The following is a 15,946-nucleotide window of genomic DNA, read 5'->3' on the forward strand; positions in this document are numbered from 1 at the left end:
TTTTTTCATTTAAAACATACTTTTAATGGTTCCTTCGGTTGCCGCTTTCACTGCGACACCTAAGAGTGTTTCAAGGTAACGCAACGGATTCTTGGATGCAATAAAAGATTCGCTCTCGGGTGTCGCGTAATAGTAAGCAATCTGATCATGATAGACAACCGAAATTAAATTGGCTTTAAGAAGTTGTTGGATGTAAACATTAAACTCTTGTTGACTAAGATGATAAAGCTGAGGTAGGACATGATATCGATCAATACAACCTCTTACAATACTTACGTAAATGGCAGAAGCGTTTTTAGCACGTGCTTTTGTATAGGGTGGTCGAGCTTCATCCGGAAGTACCCATGTTTGTTTCGGCTTATCAAAATAGGCACCTGGAATAAGACCATCGTGAATCCAAGCCAGAATGGTTTCTTCGTGTTTAATCTTAAAATTCTTTTGAAATGTACGGATATTCATAACATCCCCCTTAGTCGCTTTTCTTAAGCATACCATATCGTTAAACAAGACAAATAAAATTTTATTGAAATCGTCTTGGATTGTAGGGTCAAATGTTTACGCGTATAATCAAAGATGAAACGAGGATGCTTATGAAAACATACATTGCATTATTACGAGGTATTAATGTTGGCGGGAAGCATAAAGTTCCAATGGCTGACTTAAAACAGATTTTTGAATCACTGGGTTATACTACCGTTAAAACGTACATAAACAGTGGAAATGTTATTTTTAAGAGTGAAAACGAAGCATTAAGATCAATGCAAGAAGCATTAGAAGGAACCCTCAAAGATTTTTTTCATTTCGAAATCCCGTTGGTCCAAAACTGCGAATACATCAATCAATAATTGTGTAACACTCCGAACCGCCAATACCGTTCACAAGCTTTTAGAACTCTCTCAAAAACTGAAGGATTAGAAAGTTGTTGCAAATCGTTAGCAATTAGAATAAAATAAGTGCGAAGGGAGTGTGCTATGAATCAATACGAAATCTTAAAAAAACAGCTAGATTTAAATCCAGATTTTAATGACCGGTATCAAGCTCTTTCATTTGAACTGCAGAAAGAATATCAAGCATTTGTGTCGCGACTGTTAGAAGGGGAACTTGATGACGAAGCATGGTTATCATGTTCACCAGCACTTTACGATTGTGACCTAATTAATGCATCTTGTAAGGCATGTTACCCAATATCAGGGCAGAAAACCGCTTTTGAAGTTTCAATCCCCGGTGTTGAGAAAGTCTACGCAATGTGTGCATTTGATGCCATGTGCTTCTTATCACTGAACAATTCGGAAATAATTTGCCTTGATGGCACTAGAATCACACGTGATAACCTCCAAGACATCCCACTGAAGGTATGGGTTCCCAATGCGAAATCAGGTTGTTGTGTTGCCTCTAAATCGTGCAGTTCAATCAAATTCATTGCTAAAGATGAGGTTCCATGTAATGGTGGCGTGAGTTATACATTACCGGAGGCGTTTGCGTTATCTGTGCAACTTTTTGATTATGCACTTGATGTTATTAAAGCGAAGATCTCAGTTTCATGAGATCTTTTTTTTACCACTCGTACAAATGAACTACTCAATTGATTTGTTTCTCCGTATTATTTAAAAAGTAGTGTATAAAATTTTTAAGGGTTTTACTTGTTTATAGCGTATTAAGTAATATTCTAAGGGGGGAAACAGATGTATCATATTGCAGTTGTTCATGAGTGCGAAGATGTTAGGCACCAGCTTTTCCAAAGTCTTTTACGGATAAAAAAACGCCATAGCATTAACGAGTGTTTCTTATATAAAAAATTTGTAGATCTTCAAACAGATCCATTATGTTTAAAGATTGATATTCTAATCATCAGTGTAGCCATACCCGATCAATTAGGAATCGAATGTATCCATACGCTTGAACGTTTGAATCCAAATCTTATCGTAATTTTTATATCGTCACTTGATGATGTAATGCATACGGTCTATGGAACTAATATTTATGGATTAATGTTTCAAGAAAATATAGAATCAACTTTAGAGGAAACATTACGGGCTGCGATTCTAAAAATTGAGAACTGTGATCAAAGCATCATCTTTAAAACACGAGAGGGTATGGTAAGATTGGTACAAAATCAAATTAAAGCAATCATCTATGAGAAGCGTCATCCCGTTATTTATACCGATACAGGAACATATACGGTCATGAACCAATCTTTAAAATCAATAGAAGAAGTGTTAGATGCCGCACGTTTTGTACGAGCAAATCACGGGACGATTGTAAATGTAAATTATATTTCTCAACTGAATCCAAAATCATTATTTCTAAAGAACGATCCTGAGGCGATTGTTATTTCGCGGGGACGTTATCCAAAGATACTTAAGGTAATGTTGAAGCGATGAAAATAGAAAAGACATGCATAGTGTGGAGTAGTAAACTAAAAGTAGACAAGTAAAAAAGACTTGTCTACTTTTTTGTGTAATAATAAAATCAAAGATAAAACGGAGGTATTAATGATGGGAAGACCCAAAGGTGGATTAAATAATAAATGGACTTATGAGGATCGTATTAAAGTCGTTACACGTCATATTGATGAACATATAAGTGCTGCGAAACTATCACAAGTCCTAAAGGAACGATTAATGGTTGGATTGATCGATTCATGCGTGATGGTAAAGAGGGTTTAAAAACAAGAAAAAGACAGGAAATCATTTTTCTGCGCTTCATACGAGTAAATCATTAACTGAGATCGAACGACTTCAACTCGAAATTCTAAAACGAGATATTGAGATTGCACGATTAAAAAAAGGGTACCAGGTGAAAGGAGTTGGTGTAAACAAGGAGTTCGTTACTTTAAAAGACAAGAATTCCAAATAGCACATGACTTATCTTTTAAACATCCGATTACGTTCATTCTTAGATTTATGAATTTGAACCGATCTGGTTATTACAAGTGGTTAAAGCATAAGAATGATCTCAATATTTATGAACAAAAAAGAGCGATTCTTAGCTTTGTGATTAAAGACTGGCATCGCCGTTTTCCAAGTTATGGTTATCATGATATCGCTGCAGTCATGAGAAAGCAAAGTGATTTAGGGATTGAATTTTCCGATAATTTAATCCACAAGTGTTGCAAGTTTTTAAATATTAAATCAAAAGTTAAACACTATTCCTATAAAAAACCTGGAACACAAAGTCGAATTTATCCTAATATTATAAAGAATCAATGGAGGGCAACCAAACCTTTAGAAATTATTGTTTCAGATATGACACATATTCGAAACAAAGGGATTAATTATGAATGGACTTTAATGGTTGATACCTTTAACAATGAAATTATCAGTTCTGCATTATCGCGTACAACTGGTGATCCTAAGCCTTACTACAAGTGTCTCGAGGATCTCCTTGCGCTACTTAAGGATAATAAAAAAACAGCTCCCACGATTCTTCACACAGATCAAGGAGCTGTCTACCACTCTAAAGCTTTCGCTAAAGCGCATGAAAATTATAACATAATTAGATCTATGTCGCGAGCTGGAACACCTACAGATAATCCAATTATCGAATCATTAAATGGATGGATTAAAGCAGAAATGGCGTGTGATTATCAATACTGGTCCGTAGATAACTTTGAAAATTTTATCGAAGAATATGTACATTATTTCAATTTTGAAAGACCTGCTTACTGTTTAAATTACAAAACCCCTATCCAATATAAAATGGATAAGGGTTTCTAGTCTTTTATTAATGTCTACTTTTGTTTGACAACTCCACTCCTAGGAGGTCTTTATTTTTGTTTCAATTCAAGATATCGGGGTGTATACCCAAGATGATTGAGGTATTTTTCCACATCACGAACCTGTAAGGTTAAGGTGATGGTGTTGTTGTTGGCGAGAAGACCAATGGTATCATCGCGGTCAATAGCGGTATCAAAGATTGGGGTGACTTTATGATCGGTGTCTGCAATAAGTGAAAGCAATGTAAGTGAACCGAATTCAATCCCTAATAAATCTTTCATCGCTTCATTCGATGGAAATGAGAGCCGTTTGGTTCCCAAGTCCTGAGCAAGTTGTTTTAAATCAGGATGTGTTTCATCGTGTGCGACGACTAAGTAATATTCATCCGTCTTCTTAGGTTGTAACAATAAATATTTAACTTGTGGACCTGGAATATCGAGATCATCGGATTCAACGGAAAAAATTGGTTTATGATGATCTTCGCGATAGGTAATGTCAAGTTCATGGAGTAAATGATAGATTTCTTCTTGATATGGTTGTGGATTCATAGAAAACCCTCCTGTTTCTTTACAATCATCATAAGTCATTTTGAAAGAGGTTTCAAGGATTACCTTGAGAAGTATGAGATATGCGTGAACTCATTGCTTTTCATAAGTGTCTAAGCTATTATTTTCATACATATTGGAGGAGCGTTATGAAAAAAGTATATGGAATCATCTTGGTGATGTTAAGTTTTGTGCTGGTGGGGTGTGGCTCGAATCCGCAAGGATCGGAACAAAAAGCAATTGACGCTTTTTTTGCGGGAAAAACTTATACAGCCTATATCTCGAACATGGAGTCATCGAGTGAATTGGATTCTTATCTAAATCCCTTGGATTATTCCTATGCGAATATGGATGATCTTAATGGTCGTGTTTACTATAAAGAAAATACAAAGGGTGATTTGGTCGTTGGTACCGTGACCATTTTAAACGGTCAAAATCTTAGAACGGAGAAGGTTCATATGTTGAATCATCGCAACAATACAGGGGGGCTTTTTGTTACTGAAAATATCAAAAAGTCTAATGACATTGCCTTGAAGAAATTGACAGAGCTACCACCATTTTCGACAGGTTATGAGTTTCTTGAGTTAAAGAATGGTAAGCGTGTCTTACTTGAGTACGATGAAGATACGAATTATGTTGACTCAATCTATATGTTTGACGAATTGATGGACCACTTATTAAGCATTTCACTGTCAAAGCATGATTTTGAAGACATTATTGATTTATCAAAAACACGAGGGGGTATCATTCGATATTTAGATCGTGATGCTCTGAAAGAACTTCTTTAAGATGAGAACAATCCATTTTGGGATGTTTTAAACAAAAATATTAAAGCAAGCCGTGATGTGTTCACAAGTTCGAATCAAAGTGAAACAAACTCAAATGGTATCCGTCGTTATTTCGTAGCGGATAATGGTAAGACTGCTGAAGCGTGGAAAGAATTTTTAGGCGGCTTTGACGTAAAAAGTATCGACTAGTATGTAAAATAGAAAAGAGGGGTTCTATGAAAAAAAACGGTGTGATGGTCGATGGCACAATCTATTCACCATCATTAGGATTTGATTGGAATTACAGTGTTTACTGTCCATATTTAGACAGTAATGAATCGTTTGGTTCACTCCCTGTTGTTTATCTCTTACATGGGGCAACCGGAAACCATCGTAATATGACGGAGCGGTTTTTATTGCCGGAGTTTCTGGATGAGTGTATGGAACTGGGTGAATGTCGTAAATGTGTTGTGATTTTTGTAGATGGCTTTAACTCGTTTTATCTAAACAGTCGTTGTTTACAAATGGAGACGGCCGTGATCGAAGATCTTATTCCAACACTTGAAGCGCGTTTAGGACTTCATCCTACCCGAGAAAAACGCTTTATTGGTGGTTTATCTATGGGAGGTTATGGGGCAAGTAATTTAGCTTTACGCTATCCTGAGTATTTTTCAAAGGTAATGGCTTTATCGCCGGCAGTTTGGTATACCATGACACCCACGACCGTAACTTATGAGTGGCATGTATTCCGAAATCAAAATGATGTATTTGATCATGACCTTTGGAATCGTCAACATCCAAGCGCAATGCTTCCGTCATATCAAACCAAAAACCTCCCTGTGTCTTTTCTCGTTATGACGGGAGGTAGGGATGAGGCGGTACCGATTGCGGATGTAAAGCAGTTTGTCGCCGATTTAGAAGCCTATACAGAGGTCGATGTTCATTATCTTGATGATGGAGACCACTCATGGCCTTTTTGGGAGTATGGCACTTATTATGCGTTTAAACATTTTTTCTAAAACAGCTTAGGCTGTTTTTTTAGTGTGTTTAAAAAGGATTGATGAAACGACTAGGGTAAGCAATTCGTACGCTAGGGGAGCAAACCAAATTGAATTCGCACCCAATACGTAGGGAAGACCTAGAACACACAGTGCCACTAGAACGTAGCCTCGTGACATGGAAATGATCATGGCTGGACGAATGCGTTCCAAGGCTGTGAAATAACCCGCAAAGACAATATTAATTCCAGAAATTAGAAAACCATAGCTAAAAATTGGTAAGGCTTTGACTGCAAGGGTAAACGGTTCGATGTTTTCCGCATTAATAAACCCACGAACCAGAACCTCTGGAAAAATCTGACAAAGGAGAAAGAAAGCAAATCCACAGACAACACTGACAAAGAGCGCATCGCTTAAAATCCAATCAATCAGTTTTGTTTCTTCTTGACCGTGATAGAAACTAACAAGCGGTTGAATGCCTTGGTTGATTCCAATCATGGTAACCGTAACAAGATTGGTTAGATACATCAAAACACCAAAGGCTGCAAGGCCATTGGAACCAAAATAGAAGGCAATTGCGAGGTTAAAGACAAAGGTAATAAATCCAGAAGAAAGCTCTGTTAAGGCATCTGGAATGCCGATTTGAATCATGGTTTTGATCGTCTTAATATTCCATGTAGGCTTGATGAATTTGAGTGTGGACTTCGAAGATTGGAAATACGATAAGAAGAAGATAAAGCCAAAGACTTGCGCAATACCGGTCGCAATCGCTGCACCTTGAATGCCCCATTGAAATTGAATTACGAAAAGATAATCAAAGATAATGTTCACAAAGGCACTTAAGATGATACCCAGTAACGATAAACCGGGAGCACCATCGGCTTTAACCAATACTTCAAGATAATAGGTCAACATAAAGAATGGACTAAAGAAAATCATGATCCTAAGATATTGAGAAACATAGTTCAGGGTATCGGGTGTGGCCCCTAGCACACGAATGAATGGATTGTGCATAAACCCCATGAATAGGGCTAAGATCAGTGCGAAAATCCCTAAAAACCAAAAACCAAGGGAAAAGATGACATTACTTTCATGAAAGTTTTTTTGACCGAAGTAGTAGGTGATGCGGGTTGATGCCCCAACCGCAATCATTAATGCAAACGCAAAGATCATATTAATGTAGGGCATTGAGAGGTTTACGGAAGCTAAAGCTTGAGGACCGCCCCCTTTACCGACAAACATTCCATCAACCATGGTATATAAAGAAAAAAAGATCATCGCTCCAATTGAAGGAAGGATGTAACGGGATAGATTCTGACGTAATTGTTTCCGTGTGGGTATTGTATTCATAAAAGACCTCCAAAAAAGAAAATGTACCAAGAATGGCTCAATTGAAGGTCATCATACCATGTTTAACCTCAATGTATGGTAGAATAAATAGGATTTGGAGGACATTATGACATATACTACATTACTATTTGATATTGATAATACCCTGTTAAATTTTAAGGAATCCGAAACGATTGCACTTAAACAACTCTTTGAAGCGTTAAAGGTGCCGTATACCAAAGAAGTCTTGGATTACTACTACGATGTAAACCATCAGTTATGGGAAGCCCATGAACGTGGCGAGATTGATCAACAAACCATTCTTGACAAGCGCTTTGATGTATCCCTTGCATCCTTGATTTACCGTATACAGGTCGTGAGATGGATCAAATGTTTCGAACACTGATTGAAGAAAATAATATCTTTATGCCGGGTGCAATGGAATTGCTTGCGGCAGTGAAGGATGACTATCGTTTAGGCATTGTGACCAATGGGATTACCGATACACAATATAAACGATTGGATCACGCAAACATTCGTGATTGGTTTGGTCATATCTTTATTTCTCAAGAACTTGGGTATGCGAAACCGATGATTGAGTTTTTTGAAATCGTCGCCAAAGAAATGCAACCGTTTAATCCTGCCGAAACAATTGTATTGGGTGATAATATTAAAGCAGATGTTTATGGTGCCATGAATGCCGGACTTACAGGATGTTGGTATAATCCTGAAGGGAAAGCAAACCCCACGGATATTAAACCGGATTTTGAAATTAAGAACCTGCTTGATTTCCTCGATATTATTAAATAAGCGGTAACCGATAAAAAATATATTTACGAAAATAATTTTAATGAAAACTGTTTTCGATAGGATTTAAAATTAGAAAAATAAACCGAAGAACCACTTTATAGTGGTTTTTTTTGTATATTGTAATCATTTACAAAGTTAAAGATAGTATACACAAGTATGAAAGTGCTTACTCCATTGGTATTTGTTTTCAATAAATCATCTTGATTAAAACAATTTTCGATGCTATACTCCAAATGTAAGCGATACCAATAAAGTCGCAGAGGTGGAAAATGAAAAAACTATATTCAGCATTACTGGTTGCCTTTGATGAAAACGGAAATCTTTCCGAACAAGGATTACGTGAAATTGTCCGATACAATATTGATCATAATAACGTCGATGGTCTTTATGTCGGAGGAAGTACGGTGGAAAACTTCTTAATCTCTACTGAAGAGAAAAAACGTATCTTTGAGATTGCTTTTGATGAAACACAAGGGGCATGTGATTTGATTGCGCAAGTAGGTTCCACAAACCTTAAAGAAGCCAAAGAACTTGCACGTTTTGTAACGGATCTCGGATATAAAACAATTTCAGCGGTTACGCCTTTCTATTACAAATTTGATTTTGAGGAAGTTAAAAATTACTACAACCGCATCTTAGAAGATATTGATACAGAGATGATTATTTATTCAATTCCTTATCTAACCGGTGTATCCCTTTCATTGGATCAATTTGCAGAGCTCTTTGAAAACGAGAAAATTAAGGGCGTTAAGTTTACGGCTGCGGATTTCTATCTTCTTGAGCGTATGCGATCAACATTCCCTGAGAAATTAATTTATGCAGGCTTTGATGAGATGCTGTTGCCAGCGTGTGCATTGGGTGTTGATGGTGCGATTGGTTCAACCTTTAATGTGAATGCATTAAAAGCACGTCAAACGATGGATGCTGTGGACGCAGGGGATTTAAAAACTGCATTACAACTTCAAAAAGAGACCAATGACTTAATCAGTGCGGTCTTAGATAATGGCCTCTACAACACATTAAAATTAATCTTAGCGGAGGAAGGGGTTCATGCAGGTATTTGTCGCGAACCCATGAAAGCACCTCAAGATGCACAACGTGAACGTGCTATTGAGATTCACCAAATGTATGTAAAAGCATAAAGGAGGTTTGTCATGAAGCGTTACCGTTGCATTGATATCGGAGGCACTTCGATAAAACATGCATGTTATAACGAGTTGGGTGATGCATTAACTGAAACAGAAACCCTTTCTGTAAAGCAAACACCTGGTAATCATGAAATTGTTGATACCTTGCACCAAATTTTAAAACAGGATTTAGATGTCGATGGTGTTGCGATTTCTACGGCCGGTGTTGTGGATTTAGAAACCGGATCGATTCAATATGCGGGGTATACGATTCCCGATTACACGGGAACCCCGCTTAAAGAAATAATCGAATCAACTTATCACATTCCATGTTTTGTAGAGAATGATGTGAATTGTGCCTGTATGGGTGAATATTGGAAGGGTGCTGCACGCGGTGCATCATCTGTGGTATGCCTCACTATCGGTACAGGGGTTGGTGGTGCTTTAATGTTTGAAGGAAATCTTTGGCATGGTGCAAGCGGTACGGCTGGGGAAGTTGGTTACATTCCAATAAAGAACGCATATTTTCAAGATTTAGCGTCCACAACTGCATTGGTTGAAGATGTGATGAGACATCATCCCAGTGATCAAGTTTTTGATGGACGATTGGTAATTGCCAATGCAAAAAGAGGGGATCTTATTTGTCAACAAGCACTTACACGATTTGTAGATCATTTAGTTCAAGGTCTTGCTACGATTCAATACTTAATCAACCCTGAGGTGATCGTCCTTGGTGGGGGAATTATGGCGCAGCAGGATTATCTTGAACCAATGATTCAAGCTGCACTTTAAAACGCCATGATCCCATCCTTTAATACCGCAAACATCCAATTTGCGAAACTTAAAAATGATGCCGGAATGGTTGGTGCACTCTATCATTTTTTAAGAAGAAAGGAAGGATAACATGGATATCCTCGATGAAATACAAAAACAATATGTCAATTTCTCTCAGAAAGAGAAACAAATTGCCATGTACATTCTGCAAAAAAATAATGAAATAAGAAATATTAATATTGGCAAATTGGCGGAACAAACGGGAACTTCCAGTGCAACGATTACACGCTTTTGTCGCAAGATTGGGTGTGAGAGTTTTGTTGATATGAAAATTCAAATTTCTGCTGCAGAACAAGATGGGATACCGCTTGAGTCTTCGGATATCTTTGATAGTGTTTATTCCTACTACAATCGCGTGATTGATCGTACCAAGAAAAACATCAACAAAGAAGAGTTGGAACGTGTGATTACAGCTTTAAAAGATGCTCAGAGAATCTTTATCTATGGCGTTGGGAGTTCAGGGCTCACAGCGATGGAAATGACGCAACGATTATTACGTATGGGGTTCAATGTCTCCGGTATTACCGATTCCCATATGATGTTGATTAATTCAACCATTACCAAAGAAAAAGATCTTGTGATTGGTATCTCCACATCGGGGAAAACCATTGAAGTCCTTAATGCTGTGAAAACAGCGAAGAATAATGGATCTAAAATACTGTCCATGACCAGTTTCTCAGAAAGTGAATTGGCCCATATTAGTGACTATCAAATGTTTGTATACAACAGTTTATTTATCGACAACAAACGTTTTGTGAATTCACAGTTTGCGATTATGTATCTTGTTGATATTATCTCCATGAAATTATTGGAAGATGATCAATACAGTTATGTAATGAGCCAGACGGTTGATGCGATTATTAAGAAAGTCAATGAGAAAACGGAAGAATAGGTTTATTTAAAGCCGTATTTTACGAAAATTTTTTTAATAAAAGTAAAATCCAAAGCGTGAATACGAAAATGAATTTCATAAATTATGAAATTGTAAATAATTTTATGAAAACGCTTGCAAAGATATAAATAGATGCTATTATGAAATTACGCACAGCATATCCAAATGCTTGACATGCATGTTAGAGGAGGAAAAGCATGAAACGATTTACGAAAGGTGTTATTACAACAGCAGCGTTAGCGTTATTGTTAACAGGATGTGGGAAAAAGAATGATTCTGAAGAAGTAACCATTAAATATTGGAACTTCCCAAACTTTACCAATGATCAAGAATTTCCAGATGCAGCAGATTACGATGCAGCACTTATTAAAGCATTTGAGGAAAAGAACCCAACAATTAAAGTTGAGTACCAAAAAATTGACTTTACAGATGGTCCAGCTAAAGTTGAAACCGCAATTCAATCCAAAACAAATCCTGATGTAATCTATGATGCTCCAGGACGTGTCATTGACTGGGCTTCAAAGGGTTACCTCAAAGAATTTGCAGATGTGGATACAAAACAACTCGATGCATCTGCAGTAAAAGCAAGTAGTCTTGATAATAAACTCTATCTTTACCCACAAGGGATTGCACCATTCTTAATGGCTGTAAATACCAATGTAACAGATAAGTTAGGGATTACAGATCTTCTTCCATTAGATAAAGAAGACAATCCAGGACGTAATTGGACTGTTGATGAATTTGAGACATTCCTAAAAGCAGTTAAAGAAAAAGATCCAGAAATGATTCCGACATTGCTTTATGCAAAATCAGCAGCAGGGGATCAAGGTCCTCGTGCCTTTGTTTCAAACTTATACGGATCATGGATTACAGATGAAGCAATCTCAGAATATACCATTAATAACGAACAAGGTGTTAAGGGTCTTGAATGGGTAGCTAAAGCTTCAAAAGAGGGATTACTTGGAAGTGGACAAGGTCTTGAATCAAAAGATGGTCAAGAATACTTCAAATCCAATAAAACCGCAATTTCAATTCTTTCATCTCCAGGACTTCGTACACAACACATGCAAGGTTCCGACATGAATGCACGTTTCTTACCTTATCCAAATGATGCGAAAGCACCTAAATATGAATTCTTAGTTGCGGGTCCTGCTGTATTTGACAACGGTGACGATGCAAAAGCAGCAGCAGCTCAAAAATTCGCAGACTTCATGATTAATGATGAAGTATGGGGTAAACGTACACTTCTTGCAACAGGAAACTTCTCAGCACAACAAGGTCAAACAGGATTATACGATGATGCAGAACTTAAATTCGCAGAATCACTCACACCTCAATTTGGTCCTTACTACAATACCATTGAAGGTTATGCAAAAATGTGTCCTTACTGGTTCCCAATGTTACAATCTGTAATGAGTGGTGAAGCAGAACCAAAAGCCGCAGCGGATGCATTTGTAGAAAAAGCAAATAATACAATTAAAGAAGCATAATAGGTTATCAATCATAGTATGGGATATGGATGTTTGTTTCATCTCCCATTTTTATTAGAAGGGGATATGTATGAAGGCATTAAAACAGAAAATTAAAAAGAAGCATATTGATACCAGTGGGTATTTATTCTTACTCCCTGCAATGTTATTCTTCGTGACATTCGTTTTATATCCCATGGTCAAAGGGATCTACTTATCATTTTTCAGATTTAGAGGACGTAACCAGGTCTTCTATGGACTCAATCATTACGCAAACTTAATGCATGATGATATATTCTTAAAATCAATGCGAAATACAGCGGTTATCACCTTAGTGGCGGTACCAATTGTGGTAATGTTGGCACTCTTTATCGCAATCCATATCTATAATAAACACGCTGCAGTTCGATCATTCTTTAGGGGTGTATTCTATATTCCTGCAATCTCTTCGGTTGTTTCCATTACAGTCGTATGGCTATGGATTTATAACCCGGATTTTGGAATCTTGAACTATATCCTAAAAAATGTAGGACTTATTAGTGAAAATGTACAATGGATTGGAAATTCTAAGACCGCAATCTATGCAATTATTGCAGTCCTTATTACCACAAGTCTTGGACAACCCATTATTCTGTATGTTGCAGCTTTGGGAAACGTTCCAGAAGAGTTATTGGAATCTGCACGCATTGATGGTGCTGGAAACTGGGTTATTTTTAGAAAAATAATCTGGCCACTGATCAAACCAACCACACTCTATATTGTGGTAACAACAACCATCAACAGTTTCCAAATCTTCTCTCTGATTCAATTAATGACAGCCGGAGGACCAAACTACTCTACCTCAACCGTAATGTATCTGGTTTATGAAACGGCGATTATTCTACAAGAATATGGAAAGGCGTCAGCGATGGGGGTTATTCTTGCGGTAATTATCGCAATTATCTCGACCTTACAATTTAAATTCTTGTCCGATGACGTTAATTATTAGGGGGGCACATATATGAAGTTTAAAAAATTTGGACTCTTTAATATCATTTCAATGATATTAAAGAGTCGCACTCACCATATTCTTTATCTTTCCATTCTATTGGATTGCATCCGGTTCATTTAAATTACAAGATGTTGCGATTGCCTTGCCACCCGAGTGGTTTCCTTTAAATCCAACATTTGATAACTATAAATTATTACTACAACCACTAACCGCTCGCTGGTTCTTTAACTCAGTGTTTGTGTCCTTAACAACGACATTGTTAGTGTGTACAACTGCTTCGCTTGCTGGATATGCCTTAGCGAAGAAAAAATTCCCTGGGGTTAAGCTGATCTTCGCAATCTTTATTGCTGCGATGACTTTACCAAAACAGGTAATCTTAATACCGCTTCTACGTTTTATTACCGAACTTGGGTTAATGGATACGTATGCAGCGCTCATTCTTCCAGCAGTTGGATGGCCCTTTGGCGTCTTCTTAATGAAACAATTCTCGCATGCTGTTCCAGATTCTTTGTTAGAATCTGCGGACATCGATGGCTGTGGTGAAATTAAGAAATTCTGGCACATTGTACTTCCAATTGTAAAACCAGGGATTGGAGCGCTTGCAATCTTTACCTTTATCTCAAGTTGGAATGATTACTTCTCACAACTTGTCTTTACAAACTCGGAAGTTATGAAGACACTTCCATTAGGCCTTGCTTCCATGGCACAGTCTGCAGAGTTCTCATTAAACTACGGACTTCTAATGGCAGGGGCATTACTTGCATCCTTACCGATGATTGTTGTGTTCCTCTGTTTCCAAAGCTTCTTTACACAAGGTGTTACAGTAGGTGCTGTGAAAGGATAAGCATATGAAAAAGCATAGTATTTTTAAACAACTCGAGAAGGGTCTTGTCGTTTCATGTCAAGCCCTTCCCGATGAGCCTCTTTATCGTCAAGAGGGTGGGATCATGGTGTTAATGGCTCAAGCAGCAGCACGAGCAGGTGCTGTAGGAATACGAGCACAAGGGGTTACGGATATCAAGCAAATAAAAGCTGCAGTGGATCTTCCAGTGATCGGGCTTATTAAAAAACCTTATCCAAACTACCAACAATATATCACAGTAACCATGACTGAAATTGATGCGCTCGTAGCATCCGGGTGTGATATTATTGCCTTGGATGCAACCTTAAGACCGCGTGGCGATGGTAAAACCATCGAAACATTTATTCATGAAATTAAGACGAAATATCCAGACTGTATTTTAATGGGTGATATTTCAACGTTAGAAGAAGGGATGCATTGTGAAGCGATCGGTATGGACTGTGTGGGCACAACACTCAGTGGCTATACCGATTACTCACCCCAACTGGAAGGACCAGACTATCAACTGATGGTAGACTTAGTTCAAAACGTATCCATACCCGTGATTGCGGAAGGACGAATTCATGCTCCTGAAGCAGCGCGAAAAGCGATTGAATGTGGGGTTCACTGTGTTACTGTAGGGGGTGCGATTACACGACCTCAAAAAATCACAAATCGCTTTGTGAAAGCGATGAACGAAAACTAGAAGGAGTTGGTTTGATGACTTTAAGTCAATTAATTATCGGATGGTTCTATTATGGAATCGTGTTTATGGGTTTATCGATATTAGCGACATTCCTGTTGAATAAAGTGACCTCCAAACGATGGTTACCACCTCTCATTATTAATGCGGTTTCGATTCTCTTGCTTTTAGGTCTTGCAGCGAAAGGTCTTGTACCATCGAACCAACAAGCTTATGCACTTTATTTTATTTATATGCCCGTTGTTGCCGCAAGTGTCTTGTATAATGGATCCCTTGTCGCAATGGATCGCATTCGTATTTTTATGAAATAATTCTCCTAAAAAGGCAAAGTCACCACTTGCCTTTTTATTTTTGTAAAAAATACTTGATATTATAAAAACATTTCATGTATACTCTAATGAAGTGGGAACGAATGGAGAAGGTTATGATTAATTTGTTTTTATATGTTGCCATTCTACATATTCTTGCAGATTTCCATCTACAATCCAATAAAATGTTTGAGAACAAGAGCTCATCATTTTCTTGGTTGATTGCACATATTGGGGTGCATGCAGTTGTATTTGGCGTGTTTGCGTTTATGTTTGATGGCGAAGCCTTAATGTATATTATGGCAATGGTTTTTATTCACTTTATTTTAGAGTGAATGAAAGCAATACTTGTTCAATGTGAATTGAAAGGGGTATGGGGTCGTACTAGTTTTGTGGAAGGTATCAGTCAATTGATTCATTTTGGAATTCTTTATGCATTTTCGGAATATTTCTTTAGACACCAATTCTTTACAGAGATTACGCAAATTCATACGGTCTTTGGAATGAATGCAACAGTATGTTTAAGTGTTGTTCTTGCAATACTTGTGTTGACAAGACCCATCCAAATTTTAGTTAAATTAAATAAAGGTTCTTTGAATCTTATAAATGTCTAACA

The 15,946-nt window shown here is 37.4% G+C and carries 23 protein-coding genes; 20 read left to right on the forward strand and 3 right to left on the reverse strand.

Annotation, left to right across the window (positions count from 1 at the left end; genetic code table 11):
- Positions 1 to 9 precede the first annotated feature (9 nt).
- Positions 10 to 459, reverse strand: a complete 450-nt coding sequence (locus tag EEI45_RS03855) for a hypothetical protein (RefSeq protein ID WP_125164217.1) — start codon at positions 457 to 459, stop codon at positions 10 to 12.
- Between the two features lie 131 nt (positions 460 to 590).
- Between EEI45_RS03855 and EEI45_RS03860 the strand changes: the two genes are divergently transcribed.
- The 5 genes from EEI45_RS03860 to EEI45_RS03880 all read left to right on the forward strand — a co-directional run bounded on the left by EEI45_RS03860 (position 591) and on the right by EEI45_RS03880 (position 3,716).
- A complete protein-coding gene (locus EEI45_RS03860; RefSeq protein ID WP_228410532.1) occupies positions 591 to 845 on the forward strand; it encodes a DUF1697 domain-containing protein in 255 nt (84 codons plus the stop codon).
- Between the two features lie 126 nt (positions 846 to 971).
- Entirely contained in the window at positions 972 to 1,544 is a 573-nt protein-coding gene (locus tag EEI45_RS03865; RefSeq protein WP_125164218.1) for an alkylmercury lyase, read from the forward strand.
- A 138-nt stretch (positions 1,545 to 1,682) separates the two neighbouring features.
- Positions 1,683 to 2,381 carry a LytR/AlgR family response regulator transcription factor gene (locus tag EEI45_RS03870; protein ID WP_125164219.1) on the forward strand — a complete coding sequence of 233 codons (699 nt, stop codon included), beginning with the start codon at positions 1,683 to 1,685 and terminating at the stop codon, positions 2,379 to 2,381.
- A 111-nt stretch (positions 2,382 to 2,492) separates the two neighbouring features.
- Complete coding sequence (locus EEI45_RS08550; RefSeq protein WP_164503737.1) at positions 2,493 to 2,666, forward strand: hypothetical protein; 174 nt, start codon at positions 2,493 to 2,495, stop codon at positions 2,664 to 2,666.
- Positions 2,667 to 2,852: 186 nt separating this feature from the next.
- Positions 2,853 to 3,716, forward strand: a complete 864-nt coding sequence (locus EEI45_RS03880; protein WP_267128160.1) for an IS3 family transposase — start codon at positions 2,853 to 2,855, stop codon at positions 3,714 to 3,716.
- 50 nt (positions 3,717 to 3,766) lie between these two features.
- Here EEI45_RS03880 and EEI45_RS03885 read toward each other — a convergent pair whose 3' ends face one another.
- Positions 3,767 to 4,264, reverse strand: a complete 498-nt coding sequence (locus tag EEI45_RS03885) for a YbaK/EbsC family protein (RefSeq protein ID WP_125164220.1) — start codon at positions 4,262 to 4,264, stop codon at positions 3,767 to 3,769.
- 146 nt (positions 4,265 to 4,410) lie between these two features.
- Between EEI45_RS03885 and EEI45_RS03890 the strand changes: the two genes are divergently transcribed.
- Genes EEI45_RS03890 through EEI45_RS03895 form a run of 3 tightly spaced genes read left to right on the forward strand, consistent with a single transcriptional unit; the run spans position 4,411 to position 6,047 of the window.
- Positions 4,411 to 5,049 carry a hypothetical protein gene (locus tag EEI45_RS03890; RefSeq protein ID WP_228410533.1) on the forward strand — a complete coding sequence of 213 codons (639 nt, stop codon included), beginning with the start codon at positions 4,411 to 4,413 and terminating at the stop codon, positions 5,047 to 5,049.
- 57 nt (positions 5,050 to 5,106) lie between these two features.
- Entirely contained in the window at positions 5,107 to 5,238 is a 132-nt protein-coding gene (locus EEI45_RS09900; RefSeq protein WP_267128152.1) for a hypothetical protein, read from the forward strand.
- A 26-nt stretch (positions 5,239 to 5,264) separates the two neighbouring features.
- Positions 5,265 to 6,047, forward strand: coding sequence for an alpha/beta hydrolase (locus tag EEI45_RS03895; protein ID WP_125164221.1), 783 nt, complete (start codon positions 5,265 to 5,267; stop codon positions 6,045 to 6,047).
- Between the two features lie 6 nt (positions 6,048 to 6,053).
- On the opposite strand, the gene EEI45_RS03900 is transcribed toward EEI45_RS03895, so the two are convergent.
- On the reverse strand, positions 6,054 to 7,376 hold the full coding sequence (locus EEI45_RS03900) for an MATE family efflux transporter (protein WP_125164222.1): 1,323 nt from the start codon (positions 7,374 to 7,376) through the stop codon (positions 6,054 to 6,056).
- A 106-nt stretch (positions 7,377 to 7,482) separates the two neighbouring features.
- Here EEI45_RS03900 and EEI45_RS09140 point away from each other — a divergent pair, with 106 nt between their 5' ends.
- The 12 genes from EEI45_RS09140 (at position 7,483) to EEI45_RS09155 (ending at position 15,944) form a co-directional block, all read left to right on the forward strand.
- Complete coding sequence (locus EEI45_RS09140) at positions 7,483 to 7,761, forward strand: HAD family hydrolase (RefSeq protein WP_228410534.1); 279 nt, start codon at positions 7,483 to 7,485, stop codon at positions 7,759 to 7,761.
- On the forward strand, positions 7,746 to 8,165 hold the full coding sequence (locus EEI45_RS09145) for an HAD family hydrolase (RefSeq protein ID WP_228410535.1): 420 nt from the start codon (positions 7,746 to 7,748) through the stop codon (positions 8,163 to 8,165). Before EEI45_RS09140 ends, EEI45_RS09145 begins: the two co-directional genes overlap by 16 nt.
- Before the next feature lie 269 nt (positions 8,166 to 8,434).
- Positions 8,435 to 9,307 (forward strand): N-acetylneuraminate lyase, encoded by an 873-nt coding sequence (locus tag EEI45_RS03910; protein WP_125164223.1) that lies wholly within the window; start codon positions 8,435 to 8,437, stop codon positions 9,305 to 9,307.
- Between the two features lie 12 nt (positions 9,308 to 9,319).
- Entirely contained in the window at positions 9,320 to 10,084 is a 765-nt protein-coding gene (locus EEI45_RS03915) for an ROK family protein (RefSeq protein WP_228410536.1), read from the forward strand.
- Positions 10,085 to 10,196: 112 nt separating this feature from the next.
- A complete protein-coding gene (locus EEI45_RS03920; RefSeq protein WP_125164224.1) occupies positions 10,197 to 11,018 on the forward strand; it encodes a MurR/RpiR family transcriptional regulator in 822 nt (273 codons plus the stop codon).
- 197 nt (positions 11,019 to 11,215) lie between these two features.
- Positions 11,216 to 12,508 (forward strand): ABC transporter substrate-binding protein, encoded by a 1,293-nt coding sequence (locus EEI45_RS03925; RefSeq protein WP_125164225.1) that lies wholly within the window; start codon positions 11,216 to 11,218, stop codon positions 12,506 to 12,508.
- Between the two features lie 70 nt (positions 12,509 to 12,578).
- Positions 12,579 to 13,475 (forward strand): carbohydrate ABC transporter permease, encoded by an 897-nt coding sequence (locus EEI45_RS03930; RefSeq protein ID WP_125164226.1) that lies wholly within the window; start codon positions 12,579 to 12,581, stop codon positions 13,473 to 13,475.
- 145 nt (positions 13,476 to 13,620) lie between these two features.
- Positions 13,621 to 14,322, forward strand: coding sequence for a carbohydrate ABC transporter permease (locus EEI45_RS03935; RefSeq protein WP_228410537.1), 702 nt, complete (start codon positions 13,621 to 13,623; stop codon positions 14,320 to 14,322).
- A gap of 4 nt (positions 14,323 to 14,326) precedes the next feature.
- Positions 14,327 to 15,025, forward strand: a complete 699-nt coding sequence (locus EEI45_RS03940; protein WP_125164227.1) for an N-acetylmannosamine-6-phosphate 2-epimerase — start codon at positions 14,327 to 14,329, stop codon at positions 15,023 to 15,025.
- Positions 15,026 to 15,039: 14 nt separating this feature from the next.
- Complete coding sequence (locus tag EEI45_RS03945) at positions 15,040 to 15,333, forward strand: hypothetical protein (RefSeq protein WP_125164228.1); 294 nt, start codon at positions 15,040 to 15,042, stop codon at positions 15,331 to 15,333.
- Between the two features lie 113 nt (positions 15,334 to 15,446).
- Positions 15,447 to 15,665 carry a DUF3307 domain-containing protein gene (locus tag EEI45_RS09150; protein ID WP_228410538.1) on the forward strand — a complete coding sequence of 73 codons (219 nt, stop codon included), beginning with the start codon at positions 15,447 to 15,449 and terminating at the stop codon, positions 15,663 to 15,665.
- Positions 15,666 to 15,944 (forward strand): hypothetical protein, encoded by a 279-nt coding sequence (locus EEI45_RS09155; protein WP_228410539.1) that lies wholly within the window; start codon positions 15,666 to 15,668, stop codon positions 15,942 to 15,944. It begins immediately after the preceding gene.
- Positions 15,945 to 15,946: the final 2 nt, after the last annotated feature.

This window comes from Erysipelothrix piscisicarius, assembly GCF_003931795.1.
GTDB classification, from domain to species: Bacteria; Bacillota_I; Bacilli_A; order Erysipelotrichales; family Erysipelotrichaceae; genus Erysipelothrix; species Erysipelothrix piscisicarius.